Annotated in this window: 17 protein-coding genes; 4 read left to right on the forward strand and 13 right to left on the reverse strand. The window is 34.9% G+C overall.

Going from position 1 to position 24207, the window contains the following annotated elements; translation table 11 throughout:
* Nucleotides 1-179: 179 nt before the first annotated feature.
* From GQ594_RS08345 to yejK, 10 genes are all read right to left on the reverse strand, one after another.
* A complete protein-coding gene (locus GQ594_RS08345; protein ID WP_160412201.1) occupies nt 180-431 on the reverse strand; it encodes a hypothetical protein in 252 nt (83 codons plus the stop codon).
* 263 nt (nt 432-694) lie between these two features.
* Nucleotides 695-2869, reverse strand: coding sequence for a hypothetical protein (locus GQ594_RS08350; protein ID WP_160412203.1), 2175 nt, complete (start codon nt 2867-2869; stop codon nt 695-697).
* Entirely contained in the window at nt 2866-4050 is a 1185-nt protein-coding gene (locus GQ594_RS08355; protein WP_160412205.1) for a VWA domain-containing protein, read from the reverse strand. The genes GQ594_RS08350 and GQ594_RS08355 overlap by 4 nt, the downstream gene beginning before the upstream one ends.
* Before the next feature lie 9 nt (nt 4051-4059).
* Complete coding sequence (locus GQ594_RS08360) at nt 4060-6627, reverse strand: DUF5682 family protein (RefSeq protein WP_160412207.1); 2568 nt, start codon at nt 6625-6627, stop codon at nt 4060-4062.
* A 16-nt stretch (nt 6628-6643) separates the two neighbouring features.
* On the reverse strand, nt 6644-7741 hold the full coding sequence (locus GQ594_RS08365) for an ATP-binding protein (protein ID WP_065609770.1): 1098 nt from the start codon (nt 7739-7741) through the stop codon (nt 6644-6646).
* Entirely contained in the window at nt 7735-9555 is a 1821-nt protein-coding gene (locus tag GQ594_RS08370) for a DUF4132 domain-containing protein (RefSeq protein WP_160412209.1), read from the reverse strand. Before GQ594_RS08370 ends, GQ594_RS08365 begins: the two co-directional genes overlap by 7 nt.
* Complete coding sequence (locus GQ594_RS08375) at nt 9549-11477, reverse strand: hypothetical protein (protein ID WP_160412211.1); 1929 nt, start codon at nt 11475-11477, stop codon at nt 9549-9551. The genes GQ594_RS08370 and GQ594_RS08375 overlap by 7 nt, the downstream gene beginning before the upstream one ends.
* A complete protein-coding gene (locus GQ594_RS08380) occupies nt 11471-15175 on the reverse strand; it encodes a DUF4132 domain-containing protein (protein WP_160412212.1) in 3705 nt (1234 codons plus the stop codon). The genes GQ594_RS08375 and GQ594_RS08380 overlap by 7 nt, the downstream gene beginning before the upstream one ends.
* A 381-nt stretch (nt 15176-15556) precedes the next feature.
* Entirely contained in the window at nt 15557-16402 is an 846-nt protein-coding gene (gene nfo, locus GQ594_RS08385) for a deoxyribonuclease IV (protein ID WP_160412214.1), read from the reverse strand.
* 20 nt (nt 16403-16422) lie between these two features.
* Entirely contained in the window at nt 16423-17427 is a 1005-nt protein-coding gene (gene yejK / locus GQ594_RS08390; RefSeq protein WP_160400840.1) for a nucleoid-associated protein YejK, read from the reverse strand.
* 176 nt (nt 17428-17603) lie between these two features.
* Between yejK and GQ594_RS08395 the strand changes: the two genes are divergently transcribed.
* Complete coding sequence (locus tag GQ594_RS08395; RefSeq protein ID WP_160412215.1) at nt 17604-18989, forward strand: MATE family efflux transporter; 1386 nt, start codon at nt 17604-17606, stop codon at nt 18987-18989.
* A gap of 90 nt (nt 18990-19079) precedes the next feature.
* Here the strand turns inward: GQ594_RS08395 and GQ594_RS08400 are convergent, their stop codons facing one another.
* The 3 genes from GQ594_RS08400 to GQ594_RS08410 all read right to left on the reverse strand — a co-directional run bounded on the left by GQ594_RS08400 (nt 19080) and on the right by GQ594_RS08410 (nt 21687).
* Nucleotides 19080-19781, reverse strand: a complete 702-nt coding sequence (locus GQ594_RS08400) for a tetratricopeptide repeat protein (protein ID WP_160412217.1) — start codon at nt 19779-19781, stop codon at nt 19080-19082.
* Nucleotides 19782-19927: 146 nt separating this feature from the next.
* Nucleotides 19928-20809, reverse strand: a complete 882-nt coding sequence (locus tag GQ594_RS08405) for a DMT family transporter (protein ID WP_160412219.1) — start codon at nt 20807-20809, stop codon at nt 19928-19930.
* Between the two features lie 11 nt (nt 20810-20820).
* Complete coding sequence (locus GQ594_RS08410) at nt 20821-21687, reverse strand: YicC/YloC family endoribonuclease (protein WP_160412221.1); 867 nt, start codon at nt 21685-21687, stop codon at nt 20821-20823.
* 157 nt (nt 21688-21844) lie between these two features.
* Here GQ594_RS08410 and rph point away from each other — a divergent pair, with 157 nt between their 5' ends.
* From rph to GQ594_RS08425, 3 genes are all read left to right on the forward strand, one after another.
* Complete coding sequence (rph, locus tag GQ594_RS08415; RefSeq protein ID WP_160412223.1) at nt 21845-22561, forward strand: ribonuclease PH; 717 nt, start codon at nt 21845-21847, stop codon at nt 22559-22561.
* Between the two features lie 13 nt (nt 22562-22574).
* A complete protein-coding gene (gene pyrE / locus GQ594_RS08420) occupies nt 22575-23225 on the forward strand; it encodes an orotate phosphoribosyltransferase (protein ID WP_160412225.1) in 651 nt (216 codons plus the stop codon).
* Nucleotides 23226-23951: 726 nt separating this feature from the next.
* Nucleotides 23952-24207, forward strand: a 256-nt coding sequence (locus tag GQ594_RS08425; protein WP_160416516.1) for a hypothetical protein, incomplete at its 3' end; no start/stop codon positions are given.

Raw genomic sequence — 24207 nt, forward strand, 5'->3', positions numbered from 1 at the left:
GAACCATATTCTTGTATATTATAATCAATCCATGTTATAAGATCTCTAATCATCTATGAAAAAGAAGATTTATATTTGGAAAAATTCTTTGTCATCTCTTGCAAATCATTATCAAAAATAAACTTAAAATCATATAAGTCATGTTCAAGTTATCTTAAATTTAGAGAGTAATCAAGCTTTTATTTAATCTTGATTAATGCTGATTTTATTAGTAACCTCTGTTCTTTATTAACTTCAGTTTTCCCCCAATGCCCATAGTTTTGATACTTAGGTACATTATTGTATATAATGCTTTCAATAAAGTTAAATGCATTTTCTGTTAGATACTTTGATGCTTTATTCCAACTATAATCTTGAAAAGGAGCTATAGCGAACTCAAAAATTAGCCCAGGCATGTTTTCTTCCAAGGATTGGAACCTAAAATCTATCATGTAAATTCTTCCATATTAAAATATGTTATGTACACATAAATACTAGCATATGATTTTTTGAGTCCTACCAAGCCAATTTATCATATTACATGTAGCAATAAATCAAAAAAATGAATTAACGTAAAAATCCTAAGTATTTTTCTATGATAATTTTAGTTAATTATGTTTTCCTACAATTAAACGATTTAACTTTATGATCATACTGAAATATTAGATTTATAACATTCAACCAGAGCTATATAATAACAATATGGTGTTTTATATCATAAATCACTAAGCTTTATTGGTAATTGATAGTTCGTCTTTTTTAAGAGATAACATAAATAAACCGCTTGTAAAATATGAGTTACCGCTATTTGTTGGTGGCTAAGAATTTTGTTTAAAACGGTACTTAATGTGTTTAATCCTAAGGTATCACAATCATATTGAAGAACTGTTAGTTGTTGTTTTTGATCAGGCAATAATTCAAGTCTCCCTGAGCACGCCACACTCTCTAGTATCGTTAAAAGTGGTTGAATAATTGAAGTTGTAAAAAAGTCTTTTATATAACGATTTTCGCTTAGATGCTTTTTATGCGCTAAATAAGTATTTGTGATAGAGCTTTGTTTAGAATCACTTTTTTTATTTTTATTCCAAGAATCCTCAAAATCAAGGCTTAATGTTTTAATATCTCCTGTTAACAGATCTTTGTAAAGCAATGCAAAAGGCTCTAAATCTAAAAAGTTACTATTTTTTACACAGTTAACAAATACGGTTAAGGGGTTATTATTGGTTTCTAAAAAATTCTTTAAAACATCAATACGTAATTTTTCATATTCCCCCCAAAAAAGACATAAAAAAAGACTATTTCCATCATTATCATTCACTTGCCAAACTAAATTTTGTCGAATTTCATCTAAATAAGGTTTATTTGAGCTTGCTATATGAAGAATTAACATCTCATTAAGAGGTGAATCATCTAAATGATTATCTTGTAAATAGTCGCTCAGTATTGACCAATTTTGAAATCCTGCTTTTGATCTAAAATCATGGTAATTGTTATCATTCCACCCCGTTTCTTGTAAAGTAACAGTTGAACCATGAATCGCCAATTCGCCAGTATCAGATAAACGAGGGTGATGAAGCTTTATTGATTTTTGCATCAACATATAAGGAAATGTTTGCCATACTGACATGCTGTTCCAAATCATTTTGCGATTAAAATTGATATCGTTTTTATAGGATCTGGCTAATGTTGTTTCTTGGTATTGTTGTTTTTCAATATCCCAAAAGTAGAAAGTTGCACCAATGGCACCTGTTTTACTTTGCCACCAACGCCCACCTAATGGTAATAGTTCAAGGGATTGTGATTCTGTTTTATATTGGCGTTTTATCCTACCTCGCAATTTGAAAAGTTGTTCACCTTGATGATGTAATAGCATTTCAGTATAAGCTTTTACCCGCCCTAAAAAAAGAAGTATATCTTGTTCTTCAACCGTAAAGTGCCGCTTGGCAAGTAACTCAACTAATTGACAAAGATGCCGAAGCATTGCAGCCAAACGAGGTAATCCTTGAGATCTTGCTGACATATTAAGTAATTGTAATTGATCAGCTTGATTATGACTCACATGAGATAAACCTTGATTGATAAGATTACAAATATGCTGTTGAATCTGTTTAATCAAAGTAATTTCATCAGCAGAAAGCTGATCACTTTCATGTGTTATGCTTTGTCGATATTGGATTGGCCACGGCCATGTTTTGTTATTTTTTTCAAATAGATAAGCAATAGCTGCTAAATGTATTGCCATTTTTTGGTTTGTACAGAAAGTTGAAATCATTCCATCAAAGCCAGTACCCGCCATATAAATAATAGGTGTATCGCTTTCTGGTACAATAATTCGTATTTGTGAATCTTGGTATTCTATCGTAACTGAATGATTTTTTTGCCAACTACACGCAAATTGATAAGCTTTAAAAATATTGTTTTTTCCTGCTTTTTTTAAAAGTTTGGAGGCATCTAATGACAATAATTCAGTTAACACGTTAGCTAAAGGTCTTATTCTTTCAAGCTGTTTTGTACTTATTTTATTATCAGATTTATGCAAATCATTAGATTGATCTAGCGACTTAATTTGATTTTCATCATCAATTTTATTGCTATCGGTAATAGAATGTTCTAACAACGAAGCATTTGATTGTAGCCATAAAACAGCCGATATAATGTGCTTACAATGCCCGTGAGCAAGACAATTGCAACTTGCGGCTTGAATACCTTGAGCAGGTAATCTAACTTGCTGACCGTCTGCATTGAATTCTAAATAATCTTCATTGCTTTTTTCAATTAATTTTACTTTGTTAGCCTCGATATCTTTACGAGCACGGCGAACTAAGCCAATATTGGCATAAAGTGCCAATGACTCTTGATCATAGTTTAAATAGATATGTTGCCAACTCATTGCATAACTTCCGCTAGCCAAGCAGCAAAGTGTTCTGGTGTTAATGCCGCAATTTGCATACCACGATTAGCTAATTGCTGCGATATTTGCAAATCATAAACAGGATCAGCATTATCATCTAGCGCCGCTAAACCTAACATTTTGACTCGATTGCTGTTCATTCTTGAAACAGTTGCATAAAGGTGAATTAATGCTCCTCCCTCACAAAAATCACTTATTAATACCACAATTGTTCGTTGTGGATTTTTAATTTTTTGTTCAGCATAATTGAGCGCTTTGGCAATATCAGTTCCCCCCCCTAACTGAACTGTCATTAAAACTTCCACAGGATCATGGGCTAAGTGAGACAGATCAACAATTTGAGTGTCAAAAACAAATAAATGTAAGTTAACAGAAGGTAATTTAGCCATAATGCTAGCACAAACAGCAGAATAGATAATTGAACTATCCATTGAGGCGCTTTGATCAACACATAAAATAATATCCCAAGGTAATTGTTTGTTTGCACGAGAGTTAAAAATCGCATTTTCAATAATCATTTGTTGTTTTTGTTGATCAAAATGTTTCAAATTAGCCTTAATTGTTGCACGCCAGTCAAAATTTTGGTTACAACGTATTTTTGAACGACGAAATCGATTCCTTTTACCTATCAAGGCATTAACAAAATCGGATTTGATTTTTTGTAAAATTTCATCAACAACGCTTTGAATCAGCTCTTTAACTGCCAAATAGACTTCACTTTTTAATTGCCCTCTTAAATTCATTAATAAACGCACAGAGTTCAAATTCGGCTCTAACGCTTTAATAACATTAGGATCGTTTAAAATTCCTTGCAGTTGATAACGGGCAATCGCCTGCTGTTGCATGCGTTCAAATGTACTTTTAGGAAACAGTTTTCGCGTTTTATTGAGCCAATTTACTGTGTTAAATACAGAATTTTCATTGCCACCAGGTGAAATCTTTTTTCTAACACTATCCCTAATATCTTCATCACCTATTTTTAAACCTCGCTTGCGGTATTCATACTGATAAAGATAATTTAATGTTTGTTCTAAGTTGTGATCATGTTGGTTAAATGTCGCCTGATTAAGGTGTCCATCTGCATATTTTCCTAATATCAATCGCCATCGCTTAACATGAGCAATATTTTTTTTATCAATGATTTTTTTATTGCCGATCATGCTAAATCCTTACTCTTTAAACCAATCTTGTAGTTGTTGTTGATGAATATATTGGGAGATAGATAATTCCAAAGAAAGTGTTTTTTGCAATTCTTCTTCACTAAATATATGTTGCTGAAAACCCAATTCTTCTTTTTGAATATTATATTTTTTAGAGATCTTTTCGGCAATTATTGCATTTTGTTTAGGCGTAAGTTGAGTAAATGCAAGTCGTAAATCAGGAAGTATTTCAATAAATTGCTTTTGATCCCAATGCGCTAATAACATATCAATGCTAGTTAATAATTGTGAAGAATTAACAATTAATTCAGGTGCGCATTGCATTATCCCCATAAAATAGCTACTTGCCTGTTCATATTGAGTACCAAAATCAAAAGCCACTTTTATTTTGTGTTCAAGTTCAGATTGACTAATTTGACAATCTAAATAAGCAATACTATCAATGGCTCCACGAATTAATGGTGCCTTGTTTAATAGCGGTTGTAAACGATGCAAATTCAGATAAAAATCCTGCTTTAACTTTTTCACATTTAGTTGTTCTGGTAAATTATTGATTAGATTTCTAAATAATAATAATGTTTTTAAATTTTCTTGCTGTTGCTCTGTATTGGCTTGTTTTAATTCGTCAAGTAAAAATAAAGCTTGTTGTGGTACTTTAGCTAGCAATGCTAATAAGGTTGAATTAGCATTGAGTGCTAAAAAGTCGCGACCTTGCCATAAATAGAGTAAACGATGCCCACAATTTACTACTGAAAATAAATTATTATCAACATCTAAATATGTTGATAACTTTGCCAATAATTGACTAAAGTAGGATTGTAATCCCATTAAAGCAGCTTGTATCACCCCTTTTACAGCCTCTTGACAGGATTGAGCTGTTCCCGCTTCAGTTAATTGTTCCATCGACTGTTGTAATTTTTGTAAGGCAATATGTTCAAGTTGTGTGCCTTGCTCTGACAGCTCAATTAACCTAGCTTCAACCATTGGAGTCCATAAATATTGCCAATCTTCAAACATAATGGTTAACCGTGTTCCATATTGATAATTTGGTCCGTCAAGACGATTAGCAAATCCAACGTCCAAAAAGGCAAGTAGGTGTAAAAATCGACTTCGTTGCCGATGTTCTGGGTTACGGTAAATATCAATATGGGTAGTTTTAGGCAATGTGTCGTCGAGCTTAAAACGGTATTTTTTAAGTGTTGAATAAACTTCATTAACAAGTGGTGGTGAGGCTATATCATTAGGAATTTGTCCTAATTGATTTCCTGATAAGCTACGATAAACTATTTGCCAAAAATCACTGCGTACATCGTGAATACTTCCTTTGATAAAAGCAGATTGAATACCATCAAGCAGATCATAACGACCTGGACCATAATGACCTCGAAGTTCAGCTAATAAACAGGCTTGTTCAATCGCCGACTTTAAAGGGATAAAACCAATTGCATCACTACAATTTTGCTTTTCTCTTAATTTATCAGTAATAATCGATAAAAAATCAATCAATTGTGTTTTTCGATAACATTGGGTTGTTTGCGGTTGGTTAGAATTTTGTTCATAAGCTAGTATTGATTGCCAAGATTTTTGGTAATAAGCAGGAGAATTCATCCCTGCTGTATAACCATTTAATGCATCAAGGCGATCAAAACTATAACGAATAAGCCAAGTTCGATCCCTGTCGCCACTTTTCTGCTGTCGATTAAATCGGGTAATATCGGTTCGTTTGGGTAATAGAAGCTTGTTTTGCCATAATCCTTCAAATAATGCTAAAGTATGAAATCCGCCTGTGACCACCACAATTTTTGCATCGGGGGTCGATTTTTTTAATCGCCCAATTGCGGTTAACATATGCTGTTCTCGTTGGCTCGATCCTTCAGCTTCAAGTGATGATGAATCGTAATCAAGCCTCGCCATTGCACACCAAATAAACGTATCTTCAAAAAATGTTTGCCAATCAGCAAGATCGGTAAAATTTCTTAATTCAAATAAATGCTCCCAAACTTCGTCATGATCACGGCAATGTAATTTCTTAGCCAATTGAGTAATGTATTGGCTATGCTTTAGATAGGTTTCAGAAAGTAATGATTTGCTCTGCAATGATGTGAATTCTTGAGTAACTTGTTCTGCCCAAGGCAGATCAATAAATTGAATTTTTGCATTGTATTGTTTTGCCAATTGCATTGCTTGCCACTCTGGTGAGTAATTACAAAATGGATAAAATACGGATCGAGTAATTTGATGCGATGGCGAGTTAGCCTTATCATCCTCTTTATATTCTTCTCTATATTCTTCATTCTTCTGAAAGACAACTTCGTCTACTTGAAGATCTGTTTGACAAAGTATAGCAATGGGTGGCTCTGTCTTATTATTTAGTAGTTCCTCAAGTTTTTCTGAAAAGCTAGCAGGTGCTTCAATCAAAATATGGGTCGGTTTAATTTGAGTAATCAACTGTCGCAAAGCATAACTACAAGCAGGACTATGATGGCGCACTGGAGCAAAATAGATCTGCGCTTGTTGTAATGCATCTCGACATATCAAAGCATTTTGTAGACGTTGTGGTAATGGTGAGCTTCCCATAATGATTATCTATTTATTATTTCCAGAATTTTTTAGACACCTGGTAGAATGAATGCCATACTGATGAGTTTTTGGCTCTTTCTCGCACCACATTATCCATATAAAATTGAATTCGTTTAATATCATCAGCATTGTCTTTTAAAACTACACCAATAAGCTGTTTAGCAATATGTCCACCCTCAAGGGTGCCCTCATCAAAATAATAGGCATCTAATGCTGAGGCATAAACAATATTGACAGCTTCTGCTGTTGACATCACCGCATCGGGTGTTTTCAGATTAGTGCCTGCTTGTGTTTGCCCTTGTCTTAACTCTTGAAACGTTGTTACTAATAGTTCAATGACATCGACTGGAATGATTATCTGCGATTTTAGTTCACCTAATTCCTGGTTAAGTTGCATTTGAATTAATTCTATTTCAAAGTTTTTATCAGTAATTGGGTTAACGGTTTCAAAATTAAAGCGACGTTTTAATGCAGCCGACATCTCATGTACACCACGATCTTTTAAATTTGCCGTACCAATAAGATTAAAACCTGGTCGAGCGCTAATTTTAGCATGCTGTCCCATTTCTGGAATCATCATTTGCTTTTCTGACATCAATGACACAAGTACGTCTTGAATTTCAGGAGGACAACGTGTTATTTCTTCAAAGCGCACAATTTTACCTTGCTGCATACCGTGGTAAATTGGCGAACCAACTAATGCTCGTTCAGTTGGCCCTTCTGCTAATAATAAAGCATAATTCCAAGAATATCTGATATGATCCTCATTTGTCCCTGCCGTACCTTGAATAGTTAGGTTTGAATCACCACTAATTGCTGCAGCTAGCAGTTCAGATAACATCGATTTAGCTGTACCTGGTTCGCCAACTAACATTAAACCTTGTTTACCAAGCAAAGAGACAATCGCTCGATCAACAAGGGGATCGTCACCAAAAAATTTGCGGCTGATGCCAACCTCTTCATTGCCTAAAATAAACGTTCGTACCGATTTTGGTGATAATTGCCAACCTTGAGGTTTATTGTTATTACTATCCAATTTCAGCAACTTATTTAACTCTTTAGCATAACGTTGTTCTGCACTTAAGCGAATGGCTTGTGTTTGTTTTACCATAACCCTTTCTTCTCCCACTCTGGATCAAAACCGCTTGAGGCATTAGCAACAGCCATATAATCAGCATAAGCTTCTGCTAGTAAGACTGGCGGCACATCGTTAATATCAATTGCATTACCGTTTTTCCCTTGCTTTTTACTAAAATATAGATTGTAAAGTACAACGGGAATATTTTCTTCTGGCACATAGCTACCACTAAATTCAATATTGATATAAAGCTCAAGTTCACTAAAATATTTATAATAGCCATAAAAGCAAGCACCGTCTTCAATGTCTTCTCGCTTATATCCTTGTTTAATTAATATATTTCGTATTGTAAAACTGTCTGTTAGCCACCCTTTACGATCATCAATATTATTTTCTTCAACATGGCTAACATCAGGCAACGAATGGTTAAATTGTGTAAGTAGTAGCGAAACTTTGTAATCTGTAAGATGCTTTTGCCATGTTTTCACAACTTCTTCAGTTAACAATGCACTATGTGCAACAGTAATATAGTTTAGTTTGTTAAGCGCAATCTCGTCATCGTTTAAATCAATTAAACTGCCATCTTCGGTTGGACGAAAACTCTTTATAATTACCCCTGATTCATTCACTTCGAGCCATACTAAATGTTGAATTAATCGATTCATAATGGGATGGTTATAGAGATATTCTTGCCACTCTAAAACAGACCAACGTCGTTGCAAACACATAGCTTCGTATAGCCGCATTATTTGTAATTCAATTAATTGTTTCAGCTCTTTTTTACTATTATTAAATTGTTTTTTTGCTTCTTTAACTAGTGTTTCATCTTCAGATTTTCTTGCTTCGGGTAGTGTTTTAATTTCTTTACCTTCGGCGTTTTTTAATACAAATTTAAATTTATCATCTAATGTGGCTGTAAAAATTCGCTCACCATAATCAAGGCTCAGTACGCCCGATTTATCTAAACCTGCTGTTGGAATGGTGCGATCAGCCAGTTCATCAGCCGTCCACTGTTTTTGCTCAGCAATTTGGTTAATCAATAATTTTGCTTTTTTTTGCACGGACGGCGTTCGATAACGACGTGCAATTGATAATAAAAATTGAATAATAAGCGGATCGTCACTAACGGCTATTGATTCAAGCATGGTTTCAATTTGTCCACGCCTGATTTGATAGTTTTTAATATAGTTTTTTATTATCGATACGGCTGTATTACCTTGTATGCCACCAATTAGTGATAATATCCCCTTTGATTTAATAGCTGAACCAATCAAACGGGAAAGCACTTCTTGCTTTATCATTTCGAATGCTTCGCTTAAAGTCATATTTTCATATTGACCATAATACTCGGGATAACGCTTTGCATAATTTAAGTAATCTTTCCAACGCTGTTTTGCATTTAAGTTTGCCTCTATTTCGGCTTCTTCAAGTGTTGGCGTTAGTGTGTCTTGCTTAATAAAAGCCTGTAAAATAAATACACCTAATTCGTGTTGACTTTTGATGTTTAAAAGTCGGGTATAAATGATTAATAATGGATTAGCAGGCTCTTTTAATTTTATCGCAAGCCAAATCCACCAAGTGATAATTTGAGGGTCAACTACCTTACCATTTTGCCAAGTTAATGCTGGAATTAAGCTTTCATCAAGCCATTTGGCATCTGCTGGTTTTTTGCCTGTTAAGCCTTTTTGTGCATCATCTAATAATTTCGTTGGCGTTAAATATTGGTTTATATTTTCACCTAAACTTTCAAGCGCAGCTAATAATGTTGCTTGTACAGATTCAGATTTCTCTTTGTTTAGCGCATTATTCAGTGCTTTAATTGATGATTTCTGTCCTAATTTTACCAACCACTTGCAGCTAAAATACGCTGAGCTTGTTTGGTTGATATTAATGCCTCTTCCACTCGGTAATGAATATCAGGCAACATACTCAATGCTTTTTGTGCTAATAAACGTAATGATTGAGTTTCACCTAATGCCAGTTCAAGTAAATAAGTCACATATTTAGCTAGTAACTTCGGGAAAAAAGTTAATATTTTTATTCCTCGTTCTTTCTCAAAAAAATAATCACTGTTTTGCAGTTCTTGATTTGGCAATAGTCCTAATGCTTCATCAAGATAAACGGAATTTTCGGCAAAAAATGGCCAAACTAAATTAGGATCGACCTCAGCTGTGGTTTCATAATAATAATTCATTAAAAATGCGGCAGCGATGGTACGTTTCGCATCTGGCACATAATCTATTTTATTCATGACTTCAACTAACTGGCGTAAATCAGTACGTAACAAGATTTCATGATGAGAAAAACTTAAACCTAAATAAAAGGAATTAGGCTGATGATGACAAATTTTTTCCGCACGTAATAAGTGGTAAAGATTAAATTCAGGTAACGATGGCAAGCGCCTTTTATTCAAAATAATTTCATAAATTAATTTATTTTTTATATCCGCCTGATCGATATCACCTTTACCATTTAAACAATCAAAAATCGCATCTAAATCACTAACAGTAATTGTTTTTAATTGCGCATAACGCTGTTGTTCAGATGTAATTTTGTAACCATATTCTTGGTTATATTGAATTTCCTGTTCTGCTTTCTTTTGCTGTTGGACTAATATTTCTTGGTAGTTTTGTTGCAAAATATCTCGCGCTTTAGAAGGTAAATTAACTTCAACGATCGATTCAAAAGGAGGAATAATTAATTCGATTTCTTGCTGTTTAGCATCCTCATTGCCACTTAATCGTGATAAAGCCCCTTCGATGGTTTTTATTACGGTTTTATTCGTCTGACGAGTTAATGCTTCTTCTAAAATCTTGCGATTAACAGATAATCTAACTAATAAGTTTATCGCATGGCAACGTTGCTTAGGTGTTCCTTGATCTAATAAAACTTGTAATTCAGCTTGTATTATGTCAATAGGTAAACTTAGTAATAAGGTTGTTGCTAACTCACTGATTGCTTTTATATTACTTGTTGATTGTTTTACAAGCAAATCAATCACATCTTGTTTAAGTTTGTCTTGATTAGCAATATATTGTAATTGCTGTAATTGACCAGCTCTAGATAGACCCTGTTCAGGCAAAGTTTTAAACCATTCAAGATGTTCATAAATATAGGGCAATAAACCATTAATCATAAACACATAATAAAAACACTTTAAATAAGATTCTGGTGTTTGTTGACGATCAAAAATAGCAAATAATAGCTGTTTCCCTAGCCCTTTTTGTTCTATTTCAAGCAATTGGTGTAATTGTTGAACAGACCAATTTTGACGTTCTAGAGTAATTTTTTCAGTACTTTGATTATAGCTAAACAAAGTTGAAACCAATCCATCTAAAAATAGATATAAAAACCATAATGGTAAATTTGGCGTGATCACATCAATATTTTTTTGTTCTGAATAAACGCGACTTTGCCGCATATTTTCAATATAGGTTGCTGCTAATACCTTACCAAAACGGATAATCTGTTCTGGCGTATAGTTATCTGTCCATTGTTGATAAAATAGCGCTCTCGCTTTTATTGGCTGTTTTTTCTCAGTGAAATAATAAATGATATTAGTCGCACCAGGAAAGCCTAGACGCCCATAAACTCGCTTTTCACCATTATACGTTTGTGACAATTGATTTAAATCCTCTAAAACTAGAGGATCTTGACCTTGTAAAATATATTTACAAATGCGCTCAGGAATCAATTTATCTAACCCCCGCAAAATTTCAAAACACGTTAATAAATTGCGCTCATTACTGTCAACATTATCCTTTACCATATTAATTTATCTTCCCAATCAGGATCAAAACCACTGCACGCATTTGCAACGGCCATATAGTTAGCATAACCTTCAGCGACTAACACTGGAGGCAATTTATCGAGAGCTATTACTCTATCTTTTAAACCTGGCTTTTTACTAAAATAGAGGTCAAAAAGAGCAACAGGGATATTTTCTTCTGGTACCATGCTGCCACTAAATTCAATATTAATATACAGGTTAAGACTAGCAAAATACTTATAATAACCATAAAAACAACCTGCATCTTCAACGTTATCACGCTTATAATCCAATTTGGTTAAGATACCGCGTATCGTGAAACTGTCAGTTAACCAACCTAAACGTTCATCAATAATGTCATCTTTAACTTTACTTATATCTGGTAATGAGTGAGTCAATTGATCAAATAGCTCTGGAACTTTGTAATCTTTAAGATGATCTTGCCATTTTACTGTGATAGCACTTGGCAACACAGCCGAATGGGCAAGGGCAATGCGATTAATTTCATTTAGTTCTATTTCTTCATCTTCAGTTGTAATTAAGCTACCATCCTCAGTTGGTCTAAAGCTGTTTACTATCTGTCCATTTTCATCTAATTCAAGCCAGATTAAACGTTGAATAAGCCGTCCTACGATAGGATGTGGCTGTAAGTATTTTTGCCAATCCTCTACTCGCCATTGACGCTGTGTACACATAGCTTCATAAAAGCGGGTAATTTGCATATTGAGCAATTGCGTTAGTTCTTTTTTACTGTTGGAAAACTGTTTTTTTGCCTCTTTCACTAAGGCTTGATCTTCGCTTTTTCGGGCTTCTGGTAAGGATTTAATTTCGTTACCATCTGCATTTTTTAAATGCCATTTAAACTTATCATCAAAAGTAGCCGTAAATGTGCGTTCACCATAATCAAGGGTTAACACACCATTATCATCTAGACCTGCGGTAGATATGGTGCGATCCGCTAGTTCATCAGTAGTCCAGCCATTGCGTTCTGCAATACTTTCTACCAATAAGCGGGCTTTTTCTTGTACAGATGCAGCACGATAACGGCGGGCAAGCGATAACAAGAGTTGAGTGATCAACGGATCATCACTTTGAGCAAGCGGTTCAAGCATCGCTTCAATTTGTGCTCGTCGTTGTTGATGATCTTTCATAAAGCTACGTAATAACGAAACTGCAATGTGACCTTTAATACCACTGGTTAATGCTAATAATCCTTTCGCTTTAATAGCTGAACCAAGATAGACTGACAAAGCCTCTTTTTTTATCTCTTCAAATACTTGTTCAAAAGTAATATTGGCATAACTAGGGTAGTATTGAGGGTGTTGCTGGTAGTAGCCAATATATCGCTGCAATCGCTTATCAGCTAATGAATTGGCTTTTGCTTCGGCATCTTCCACCGTTGGCATTCGCGTATCTTGTTTAATAAAGCTTTGTAAAATAAATTCGCCTAATTGCTGTTGGCTTTGCTGACTTAATAAGCGGCTATAAATAATTAACAATGGATTAGCTGGATCTTTTAATTTGACCGCTAACCACGCCCACCATTCAATAATTTGAGAATCAACTGTATCACCGTCTTTCCATGTTAATGGTGGAATTAGATTTTTATCAAACCAGTCAAAATCAGCAGGTTTTTTACCTTTTAAGCCTTTTTGTGCATCGGTTAATAGTTTTTTAACGGTTAGATGTTGACTAATATCTTCGCCTAATTTTTCTAAAGCGACTAATAAAGCAGCTTGTACAGTTTCGCGTTTTTCTTTTTTTAAGGCATTGTTTAATGCTTTAATTGAAGATTTTTGTCCTAACTCTGCTAACCAATTAGCGGCGACAATTCGCACCTCTTGCTTTGCTGATGTTAAAGTTTGTTCAACTTGGCAATGAATATTAGTAATCACACTTAAAGCGTTTTGTGCAGCATAGCGTACTTGTTTACTTTCGCCCAAAGCTAATTCAAATAGATAAGCAACATATTTAGTTGGAATATTTGGGAAAGTTTGTAATATTTTAATGGTACTTTCTACATCAACATTAAGATAAGACCAGGCTTCTTGTTTGGGAGCAAAACCTAAGGCCTCATCAAGCAAAAATTCGTTTTCAGCAAAAAATGGCCATAATTTGTGTGGTTCATTTTCATAGACATCGTGATAGGTATCTTTGGTTAAAAATGGCACAGCAACGACATAGGGCACATGCTGAGAATAATTGATTTTTACTAATACATCAGCAATTTGTCTAAGATCTAATTTTTTTATAAATTCATTTTTTTCATATAATCTTTCGAAATAATAAACGCCTGTATCTTTATCAGCTAATTGAGTCACTCGTAATAGATGAAAAAGCGTAAATTCAGGTAGATTCTGTAACCTTTTTTTGGCTAATAAAAATGTAATATCGATATTTTTATTGATTTTTTTGAGTAACGCCGAATATTCAATCTTACCATTTAAATAGTGATAGACATCATCTAAATCCTGTGAGGTAATCGTTTTTAACGTTTTATAGTATTTTCTTGCCCAATTATATGGAAGGTTATATTTTTTGTTATCTTCAACTTCTTTTTGTGCCGCTTTTTCACTTTCTATTAAATGTTCTTCATAATTTTGCTGCAAAATATCACGAGCAATAATGGGTAAATCAACATCATCGATTGACTCAAAATCAGGAATTATCAAAGTTGCTTGTTGTTCGGCTGTATTTGCACTTTCAAGTCGTGATAAAGCACTTTCTATCGCAGCAATGACCGTTTTGTTGGTTTCGTTAGCCAAGGCTTGTTGTAGGATTGTCGGATCGGAGGATATTCTAGCCTGTAATGCGGCAGCATGACTACGTTGCCTAACTGTGCCAGAAGTTAATAAACGTTGTAAATGGGGCTTTACTATTTCGACAGGGGAACTAAGTAACATTTCAGTTGCTAGCTGACTAATTTGTTTGGAGCTATTTAATGACTGCACAGCAATAAAATCAAGCAGCGACATTTTCAGTTCAGGATGTTTTCGAATATATTTTAATTGTTCGACTTGACCTAATATCGCAATACCTTGATTCGGTAACTGTTTGAATAATTCAATATGCTCAATAATATAAGGCAACAGACCATTAATCATAAAGAAATATTGAAAACTGTCGCTATATGTAATATTTTGGCGGTCAAAAATAGCAAATAATAACTTTTTACCTAATCCTGATTCCTCAATCTCTAACAACTGATGCAATTGTTTAATTGACCAATTTTTTCGTTCATCAATCCGCTCTTCATTGTTACAACAAATCGGTAACGTAGTAATCAATCCATCATATAACAGGTATAAAAACCAAGAGGGTAACTCTAGAGTAATAAGTTTAATAAAACGTAAATTACCACATAACGCTGTTAAAACTCGTGCAAAACGGATTATCTGTTCAAAAGTATACTCATCAGTCCAACGCTGATAAAAGGCCATTCTTGCCTTTTCGGATGAATTGGGTTTGTCATAAATATCTGCCCAATAAAAATCACAAGGTCTTCGAAGTAACTCATAAAGTTTATTAGCTGTGTTCGAAGACTGACACAATTGATTTAAATCAACTAATACATTTAGTTCATCACCCTGTAAGATATATTGAGTAATGCGCGTTGGCATGGTTTTATCCAGTTCTTTTACAGGGTCAAATATAGTGGTAATTAATTGTTGTGATGATAATTCATTTATTTTTTTCATATTCCTTTCTTCTCCCATTCTGGATAAAATCCGCTACATTCCTTAGAAACTGCCATATAATCAACATAACTTTCTGCTAGTAACACTGGTGGCACATTTCGAATATTGATTAATTTATCTACAAACCCAATTCGTGTCTATTGATAGATTAGTTCATCTTTATTATTTAAGCGATTTAACCAGTAAAACATATCACCTGCCATTATCTCCTCAATCACATTCGTTATTATATTGTAGTCTGGGCCTAATATAATTAAATGTCTTGTTGTGATTTCATCACTCTGGAAAAGTTTACTTTCATCTTTTCTTGTATAGTTTTATTCATCAATTTTGTTCCCAAATAAAGGCTTTATCAGATAAATAAAATATAATAAATTTTTATCATATGTTTATCTGTTCCTTTAACCAGCTTATTTCTTGTGCCCAAATATCAGGATCAATGGTTTCTAAGATAAGAGGAATTTCGTCAATTCTTGGATCTTGCATAATATATTTAAATGCCACTTCGCCAATATTGCCTTTGCCTAAACTGTGATGGCGATCGACATGGCTAGCAAATTCACTTTTGGCATCGTTTAAATGCATACCGCGCAAATATTGAAAACCGACGATTTTTTCAAATTCTGCAAAGGTCTCTTGGCAGGCTTTTTCAGTACGGAGGTCATAACCTGCGGCAAAAGCATGGCAAGTGTCAATGCAGACGCCAACACGGCTTTTGTCTTCAACTTGGTCTATGATTTGCGCAAGATGTTCAAATTTATAACCTAAGTTAGATCCCTGCCCTGCAGTGTTTTCAATAACAGCAACGACGTTTTGTGTTTTATCAAGCGTGATATTGATTGATTCGGCAATGCGTGCAAGGCATTCATCTACAGAAATTTGTTTTAAGTCACTTCCTGGGTGAAAGTTAAGCAATGTTAGTCCAAGTTGTTCGCACCGTTGCATTTCATCTAAAAAAGCAGTGCGTGATTTTTCAAGTAGCTCTCTATCAGGGTGACCTAAGTTAATTAGATAACTATCGTGTGGCAAAATTTGTTTGCTGGTAAAGCCATATTTTTCACAGCGTTTTTTAAAACTATCAATAGTGGCTGTTTCAAGCGGTTTGGCGTGCCATTGCCGTTGGTTTTTGGTAAATAGCGCAAATGCGGTTGCGCCAATTTGATAGGCGTTAATTGGAGCATTGTCTACCCCACCTGCTGCGCTAACGTGCGCACCAATATATTTCATTTTTGAATTTCCTGCTGATATTAGTTTGAGCCACTGTTTCGTTGTAATTGATCACGTAAGTTAGGTGGTACACCTTTTATTACCAGTGAGTCGGTTTGTGGATCCCATTTGATGCGTTCGCCAAGTAGTTCTGAATCGAAGCTTAAGGTTAGTCCTCCACCACTGCCCGAGAATTTTTTGAGTTGTCGCAATGCACTACGATCAACGGGAAAGGTGTCTTCTAAGTCATATTCGCTGTTTTTAATAAATTCGATAAAGTTGTTATCACCGCTTGTTGGTAATTCGTTAGCTAGGTTTTTTAGCTCTATTTCTTCACCCGCTTGGTGTTGAGCTTGGCAGTAGTTGTAAACACTTTCACGCGCGTTGGTTTTGTCTTGTTTGTCAAATTGCATTTCTTGGCAGTATTCGTCAACTGCTTTAACCAGTGTTTTGTTTTGCGCTTTGGCATCTAACCCTTCGCTTGCGCCTAAATAGTCCATGAAAAAGTCCGATACTTTGCGCCCTACTCGACCTTTTAAGAAAGTTAGGTATCGTTTTGAGTCGGCTTGGGTTTCCCATTCTGTGATGTCTATGCGAGCAATAATGTCTGCATGGTCAATATCAAGGTGTTGGGTTTCGCTGATATCTAGATCTTCATTAACTAGCATACTTGAACAGCTGTTTAATACGGCAATAATTAAGTACTCGACAGCTAAATAACGGTACTGACAAAATACGACTGTTCCCCCTTCTGCAAAAGGGTATTTAGCAAGCTCATTGCGTAGCTGTTTGGTTGATTCTTGGCTAAAATGTAAAAAATCTTGGTTACCTAAGCGTAACTCTTTTAGGGATAGTTCAAACAAACTTTCACTATTAAAAAGCCCATATGCTTTGCTTTTATTGTTATAAATTCGGTTGATATCTTCAATCAGATTTATAACGGCTTGCTCATTACCTAGCGTTGAGTCACGCAATTGTAGTTCGATCTCGGTATCACTTTTTCTAACCAATTTATGCAATATGATATTTTCAATTTGTACACTCATTAGGCATCCCTGTTTAGATCTTGAAAAAATAGTGTTCATTTTATCAAAACACGAAAAAAGTGCTATCAACAATTAATAAGTCTGTTAGACTAGTAAGGCATAATTTCAAATTTATACTCAAGCGTATATCTTATCTGAAACTTCTTTACAATATCTAACGATAGGAATAAAAAAATATGGTGAAATCTCACGATATTTATCATGATTTTAGGCAAAAAAAAATTAGTGCTTTGTTTTGGCAATATGCGTTACCCGCCATTATTGGGACAATTGTTAACACACTTTATAATATTATTGACGGTGTTTTTATTGGCCATTGGATTGGGCGCGAGGCATTAAGTGCCGCCGGTCTTATTTTGCCGGTAATGAATCTGGCAGCAGCAATTGGTATGTTAGTTGGGATTGGTTCGGCCAGTCGAATTTCGATTTTTTTAGGTCGTGGTGATAACGACAAAGCTGAAAAAGTCGCTGGTACGTCATTTATGCTAACTGCAGTACTGAGTGGTTTTACGTTATCAATGCTGCTTATTTTTATTGATCCCGTGTTGCGATTTGTTGGTTCTAGTCCTGTTAACCATGTTTATGCCAGAGAGTTTTTAGAGATTTTTTTACCTGGTAGTATCTTTTTAACCCTGACTTTTAACTACAATAATATGATGCGTGCAAGTGGTTATCCATTTAAGGCAATGGTCACCATGTTTGTTAGTGTGATTGCCAATATTATTTTAGCGCCAATTTTTATTATCGGTTTAGGCTGGGGTATGCGTGGGGCTGCATTCGCGACAACATTGTCGATGATGATTAGCTTTGTATTTGTTATGCAACATTTTTTAAATAAGAATAGCAATATCAAGCTTTATCGTCGTAATTTTAAGTTAGATTTTTCAATTGCAAAGTCAGTTATATCAATCGGTTTATCACCTTTTTCAATGCAAATGGCAGCTTCAATCGTTGTGGTGTTTATTAACTGGCAACTTAATCGTTATGCGCCACTTGCTGGCGTATCTGGCGATGATTCAATTGCTGCTTATTCTAATGCTAACCGGCTTATTACTTTAGTGATTATGATTGTCATTGGTATCAATCAAGGTATGCAACCTATTATTGGTTATAATTATGGTGCTAAAAATTATGATCGCGTTAAAAAGACGTTCTTTTATGCTGTTAAAGTAGCAACCGTTGTAACTTCACTCGGTTTTGTCCTTGGATTTTTTGTTCCTGATACGTTGGTTCAAGCATTTAGTTCAGAAGAAGATCTTGTAGCATTATCCGCCATTGCTCTACGTTTTACTACATTGTCTTTTGTTTTTGTTGGTTTTCAAATGGTAACTACTAGCTTTTTCCAATGTCTTGGTATGGCAAAAATTTCGATTTTACTGAGCCTTTCAAGGCAGATTTTGATTTTGTTACCAGCGCTTTATATTTTGCCATTATTTTGGGGTTTCAATGGTGTTTGGGTAGCAGCACCAACGGCCGATCTGTTATCTACTGGTACAGCTTGTATTGTGCTTTACTGGTATTTTAAATCACTCAAAAAAAGATTCCACATAGCAACTAATTAGAATTATTTTAATATAAAATTAGAAAAGGGGGGCTATTCTTTTCCCCCTTTGCATTTAATCAAATTTTATTAGTATTGCAACTAAAAATTTTTAGTTACAAATTTGATGTTGAATTCCATTTTTACAAGCTTTTTCAATCCATTCCATGGCTTTTTTGTGATCTTTTTTTACAGCTTGACCATTTTCATACATGATACCCAAATTAAATTGAGCTTGTGGTATACCTTGTATAGCTGCTTTTTCGAGCCATTCTTTTGCTGTAACTATATCTTTTTTTACACCCTCTCCCTCTAAGTACATAATAGCTAAATTATATTGCGCATTAGCAAGACCTTGCTTCGCAGCTTTTTCAAATAGTTCTCTAGCTTTAGAGACATCTTTTTCTACTCCTCTACCTTCAATGTATAAAATACCTAAATTATATTGAGCGTAATCATCATTTTGAGCAACAGCCTTTTCGTACCACTCTTTTGCTTTTACATAATCTTGCTCAACACCAGTACCATAATCATAATAAGTACCTAAATTAGATTGAGCACTCGCATAACCTTGGGCTGCTGATTTTTCATACCATTCTCTTGCTTTAGCATAGTCTTTTTCAACGCCTTCGCCTCGATCATATCGAACCCCCAAATTATACTGCGCTTTTGCATCATTTTTTTCGGTTGCCATTTTCATTACTTCATCAAATGGTAAGTCTTTTAGCGAAGTATTAGAAGTATTATCGGTATCAGCATTGGCAAAGCCTGTTAAAAGTAGAGATAACAATCCACTTATTAATAACTTTTTCATTTTTTCTTTCCTCATAATATTAACATTATTGTTTTTTCAAATTTTAGCAATACCAGTTTAGTTTGCCAACAAGTAGTGCTTATTTCTCAACGATGAGTAAAAATGAAAACTTAATAATTTGTTTGTATATCTTGCTTTTTGATAAATTACTTGTTTATATCAATCGTAATTAAAATAAGACAAATAAGAATAAATAAAATACCGATACACCCTATTAAAGGCAACATTTCGTCTACGACCAAAATTGCTAAAACTGCCGCTATTACAGGCTCAAGCAGTGTAATAGTTGTTGCGGTACTAGTTGATATCTTTGATAAACCAAATCCATAACAAAGGTATCCCATAAACATGGGAATTAATGCCATATAAGCACAAACTATAATATTTGTTAATGACTCAAATAAACCGAAACCAGTGAACACCATGACAGGTATTAATAATATACCACCACACCCAAAGGTTGCTCCCATGGCTGACTTTGTTGATATTCCCTTTAACATTAACTGGCGTGCTGACCATGAATATAAAGCATAGGTAAATCCAGCAATTAAACCTAGTAAAATACCGAGGATAATATGATTATTTTGAACGATTGCTGAATTATTTTCTGAAAAAGACAACAGTATAATCCCTAAAATGCCAAACGTTGCGCCAATTAACCATTGCCTAGTTAATCGAAAGTCACCGTCTGCGTATTCAATTATAGCAGAAAAAATCGGCGCAGACCCAATAGAAACTACCGTTCCAATTGTTACACCTGATAAGCGCATAGCGCTATAAAAAGCTAAAGGATAAATCATAACAGCAATAGCACCAACAATAAGTAGGCAAAGATGTTTGATTAATAAATAACGCTCTTTGATTATTTTAGATATCGCCAATATGCATTGTAAAATTCCGCCGATGCCCATCGCTAGCGAACCAATAAGCAAAGGAGAAAGCGAGGGCGCAAAACTAGCGGCTGTGCCCGTTGTTCCCCATAAAGCAGATGCTAATATGACAGCTAAAATACCCAATGTATTATTCATTGAATGGGTGATTACTCAATGTTTTGTACTTGTTCTCTAATTTGTTCAATAAGCACTTTTAGTTCAATCGCACTTGCTGTCACATCAGCATTAATTGATTTAGATGCAATAGTGTTAGATTCTCGATTAAACTCTTGCATCATAAAATCAAGTCTGCGCCCTACTGCTTCGTTTTTCTTTAAAATAGAATATGTCTCTTTAACATGTGTCATTAAACGATCAAGTTCTTCAGCGACATCAATACGTTGTGCAAGCATAACTATTTCTTGCTCAAAACGAGAATTATCAAGCTCAATATTGGCTTCTTCTAATTTACTTTTTAGTCTCTCTTTTTGCCATTCAAGAATTTCTGGCATCCATTGACGGATTTTGCCAACTTCTGCTGTGATCGCTTCTAATCGTTTGATAATAAGATCACAAAGCGCTTTACCTTCGCGTTCACGTACTGTAATAAACTCATCTATCGCAGTATCAAGTAGCGCTAAAATTTCTTGCGAAATAGTATCTAAGTTTTGCTCTTTTGCCGACATTACACCCGGCCAGCGTAATACATCAATAGGGTTAATTTGAGCTGAGTCGTGTTCGGTTTGCACCCAACTTGCAGCGTTAAGTATTTGTTTAGCTAGCTCTTTATTTAATGAAAGCTCTTGATGTTGTGTTGAAGGATCTAATTCAAAGCGTAAATTACATTCGATCTTTCCTCGAGTCAGGCGGCTTCGTAATCTTTCGCGAATGATAGGCTCAAGTGAACGAAATTGCTCTGGCAAACGAATATACGTTTCTAAGTAACGTTGGTTAACTGAACGTAATTCCCAAGAAGCAGTCCCCCATGGTTGGTTTAGCTCTTTTCTTGCATAAGCAGTCATACTTGAAATCATAATAACACCCTAAAATTGTAAAAAACTTGCTGGGCATTGTACCACAAATTCTGTATAATGCGCTCTTAGCTTAGGCTAAACATTGACTTATCTTGTTGATGTCCTCCTAAATGATTAACTCAAAAATAATTTTAAACAGAAACTGTTGGAGATATGCATGCGCCCTTCTGGTCGAACTGCGGAACAAGTCCGCACAATCAAAATAACCCGTCATTATACTAAGCATGCAGAAGGTTCTGTATTAGTTGAATTTGGTGAAACCAAAGTACTTTGTAATGCCTCTGTTGAAGATGGGGTTCCTCGCTTTTTAAAAGGACAAGGCCAAGGGTGGGTAACCGCTGAATACGGCATGTTACCTCGCGCAACCAATTCAAGAACACAGCGTGAAGCCGCTAAAGGTAAGCAAACAGGCCGAACAATGGAAATTCAACGACTCATTGCTCGCTCATTACGTGCAATGATTGACTTAAAGCTACTAGGCGAACATACCATTACACTTGATTGTGATGTTATTCAAGCCGATGGCGGTACTCGAACAGCATCAATTACTGGTGCTTGCGTTGCTTTAAATGATGCTATTAATCAAATGCTAGCAAATGGAAAAATCAAACAAAACCCAATAAAATCGTTAGTTGCGGCTGTTTCTGTTGGTATTGTTGAAGGGGAAGCGCTTTGTGATTTGGAATACATAGAAGATTCAAACGCCGAAACCGATATGAATGTTATTATGACCGATGATGGACGAATCATTGAAATACAAGGCACTGCAGAAGGCGAGCCATTTAGCCATGAAGAGTTATTACAATTATTAACATTAGCAAAAAATGGGATAGCGACCATTATTGATGCTCAAAAACAAGCCTTAAAAGATTAATTGGAGAAAATCAATGAAATCATACAAAAGTGAATTTATTGAATTTGCATTAAATAGACAAGCCTTAAAATTTGGTGAATTTACTCTAAAATCAGGTAGAAAAAGCCCTTACTTTTTTAATGCAGGTTTATTTAATACAGGAAAAGATCTTGCATTGTTAGGCCGTTTTTATGCTGCCGCATTGATGGATGCTCATTTGGAGTATGATGTGATTTTTGGTCCTGCTTATAAAGGTATTCCAATCGTTTCATCAACCGTGGTTGCCCTTTCTGAACACCACAATGTTGATGTGCCTTATTGCTTTAACCGCAAAGAGGCCAAAGATCACGGTGAGGGTGGTAACTTAGTCGGTAGCTCCATTTATGAACAACGCGTCATGTTAGTTGATGATGTAATTACCGCCGGTACTGCAATTCGTGAATCTATGCGGATCTTAGAAGACAATAAATCTAAACTTGCAGGCGTATTAATCTGCCTTGATCGTCAAGAAAAAGGTCGTGGTGAGCTTTCAGCTATTCAAGAAATTAAACAAACTTATCACTGTGATGTTATTTCAATTATTACGTTAGATGATTTGATCCAATACCTTTATAAAGATCCTGCTCGCAAAGATCAAGTGGGACTTGTTGAAGACTATCGGTCTGAATATGGGATAAAGCAATAGCTATTTACTTTACTTTTCTATTCTTATAAAAATTTAAAAAAGCATCGAAAGATGCTTTTTATTTTCAGCCGTAAGAAGAAAACACCAATTTAACTTATTTACAATAGTCTGCTAAAAATGCATAAGGCGTTTTCCCTAAAATCACTTTATGCGGTTTAACGGTATTATAAAAGTGAGTAAATCGCTAGGCTTTAGTTGTCAGTCTTTTGGTAACTAAATATTTGCTGATTCTGCAACTTTCCATTAACGTATGTATCGCTATTTCGCCTTTTCCATTCGTTTATGGGCAGGCGGGGTTGGTGAATTTTATTTAATACGATGTGATCACACAGTTTATCTAAAAAGACAAAGCGCCCATTTTTGTTAAAAACTTTCAGGAGACATCGTGTTTAAGTAAAAAAAATCATGACTAAATTGATAAAAATGAACTTATCGTTATTCCTTTTTTAACAAAAATTTAACTACAAAAACAACGTCGCTAAGCTAACTTGAATTATTAATATTAAACAACATGATGGTTAAAAATTAGTTAAAATTTGGCCCAAAATGCGCTATACTTTATGCAATTATACAATTTAATTTAGTGAGACTATCTATTAGATAACGACATTAGAGAGCCACATTGGATAATTAAATTAGATAACATTAATTATTTGAATCATTACAACAAACTAAAAGATATTATTCTTTATTTTAATTAAATCAATAAGTAAGGAAGGAAAAGGCATGGCAAACAAGTTTGACCGTTTGGTTGACAAGTTAGGTGAGAGATTGGTTAATGGGTTAATTGATGGGTTGAAAAGTGTGAGCCATAATCGGTATACGCTAACAGTGGAGGGGCTGGGTTCACCGGTGTCGGTGTTGCAGGTCAAAGGCGATGAGCCACTCAATCAACCTTGGCATTATACGATAACCTTCACCAGTCCTGATAAAGCCCTGTCCCTTGATTCCCTCCTTAACCAACATGCCACTTTCTCATTTA

Source organism: Gilliamella sp. Pra-s52 (assembly GCF_009795805.1).
Lineage (GTDB): Bacteria > Pseudomonadota > Gammaproteobacteria > Enterobacterales > Orbaceae > Gilliamella.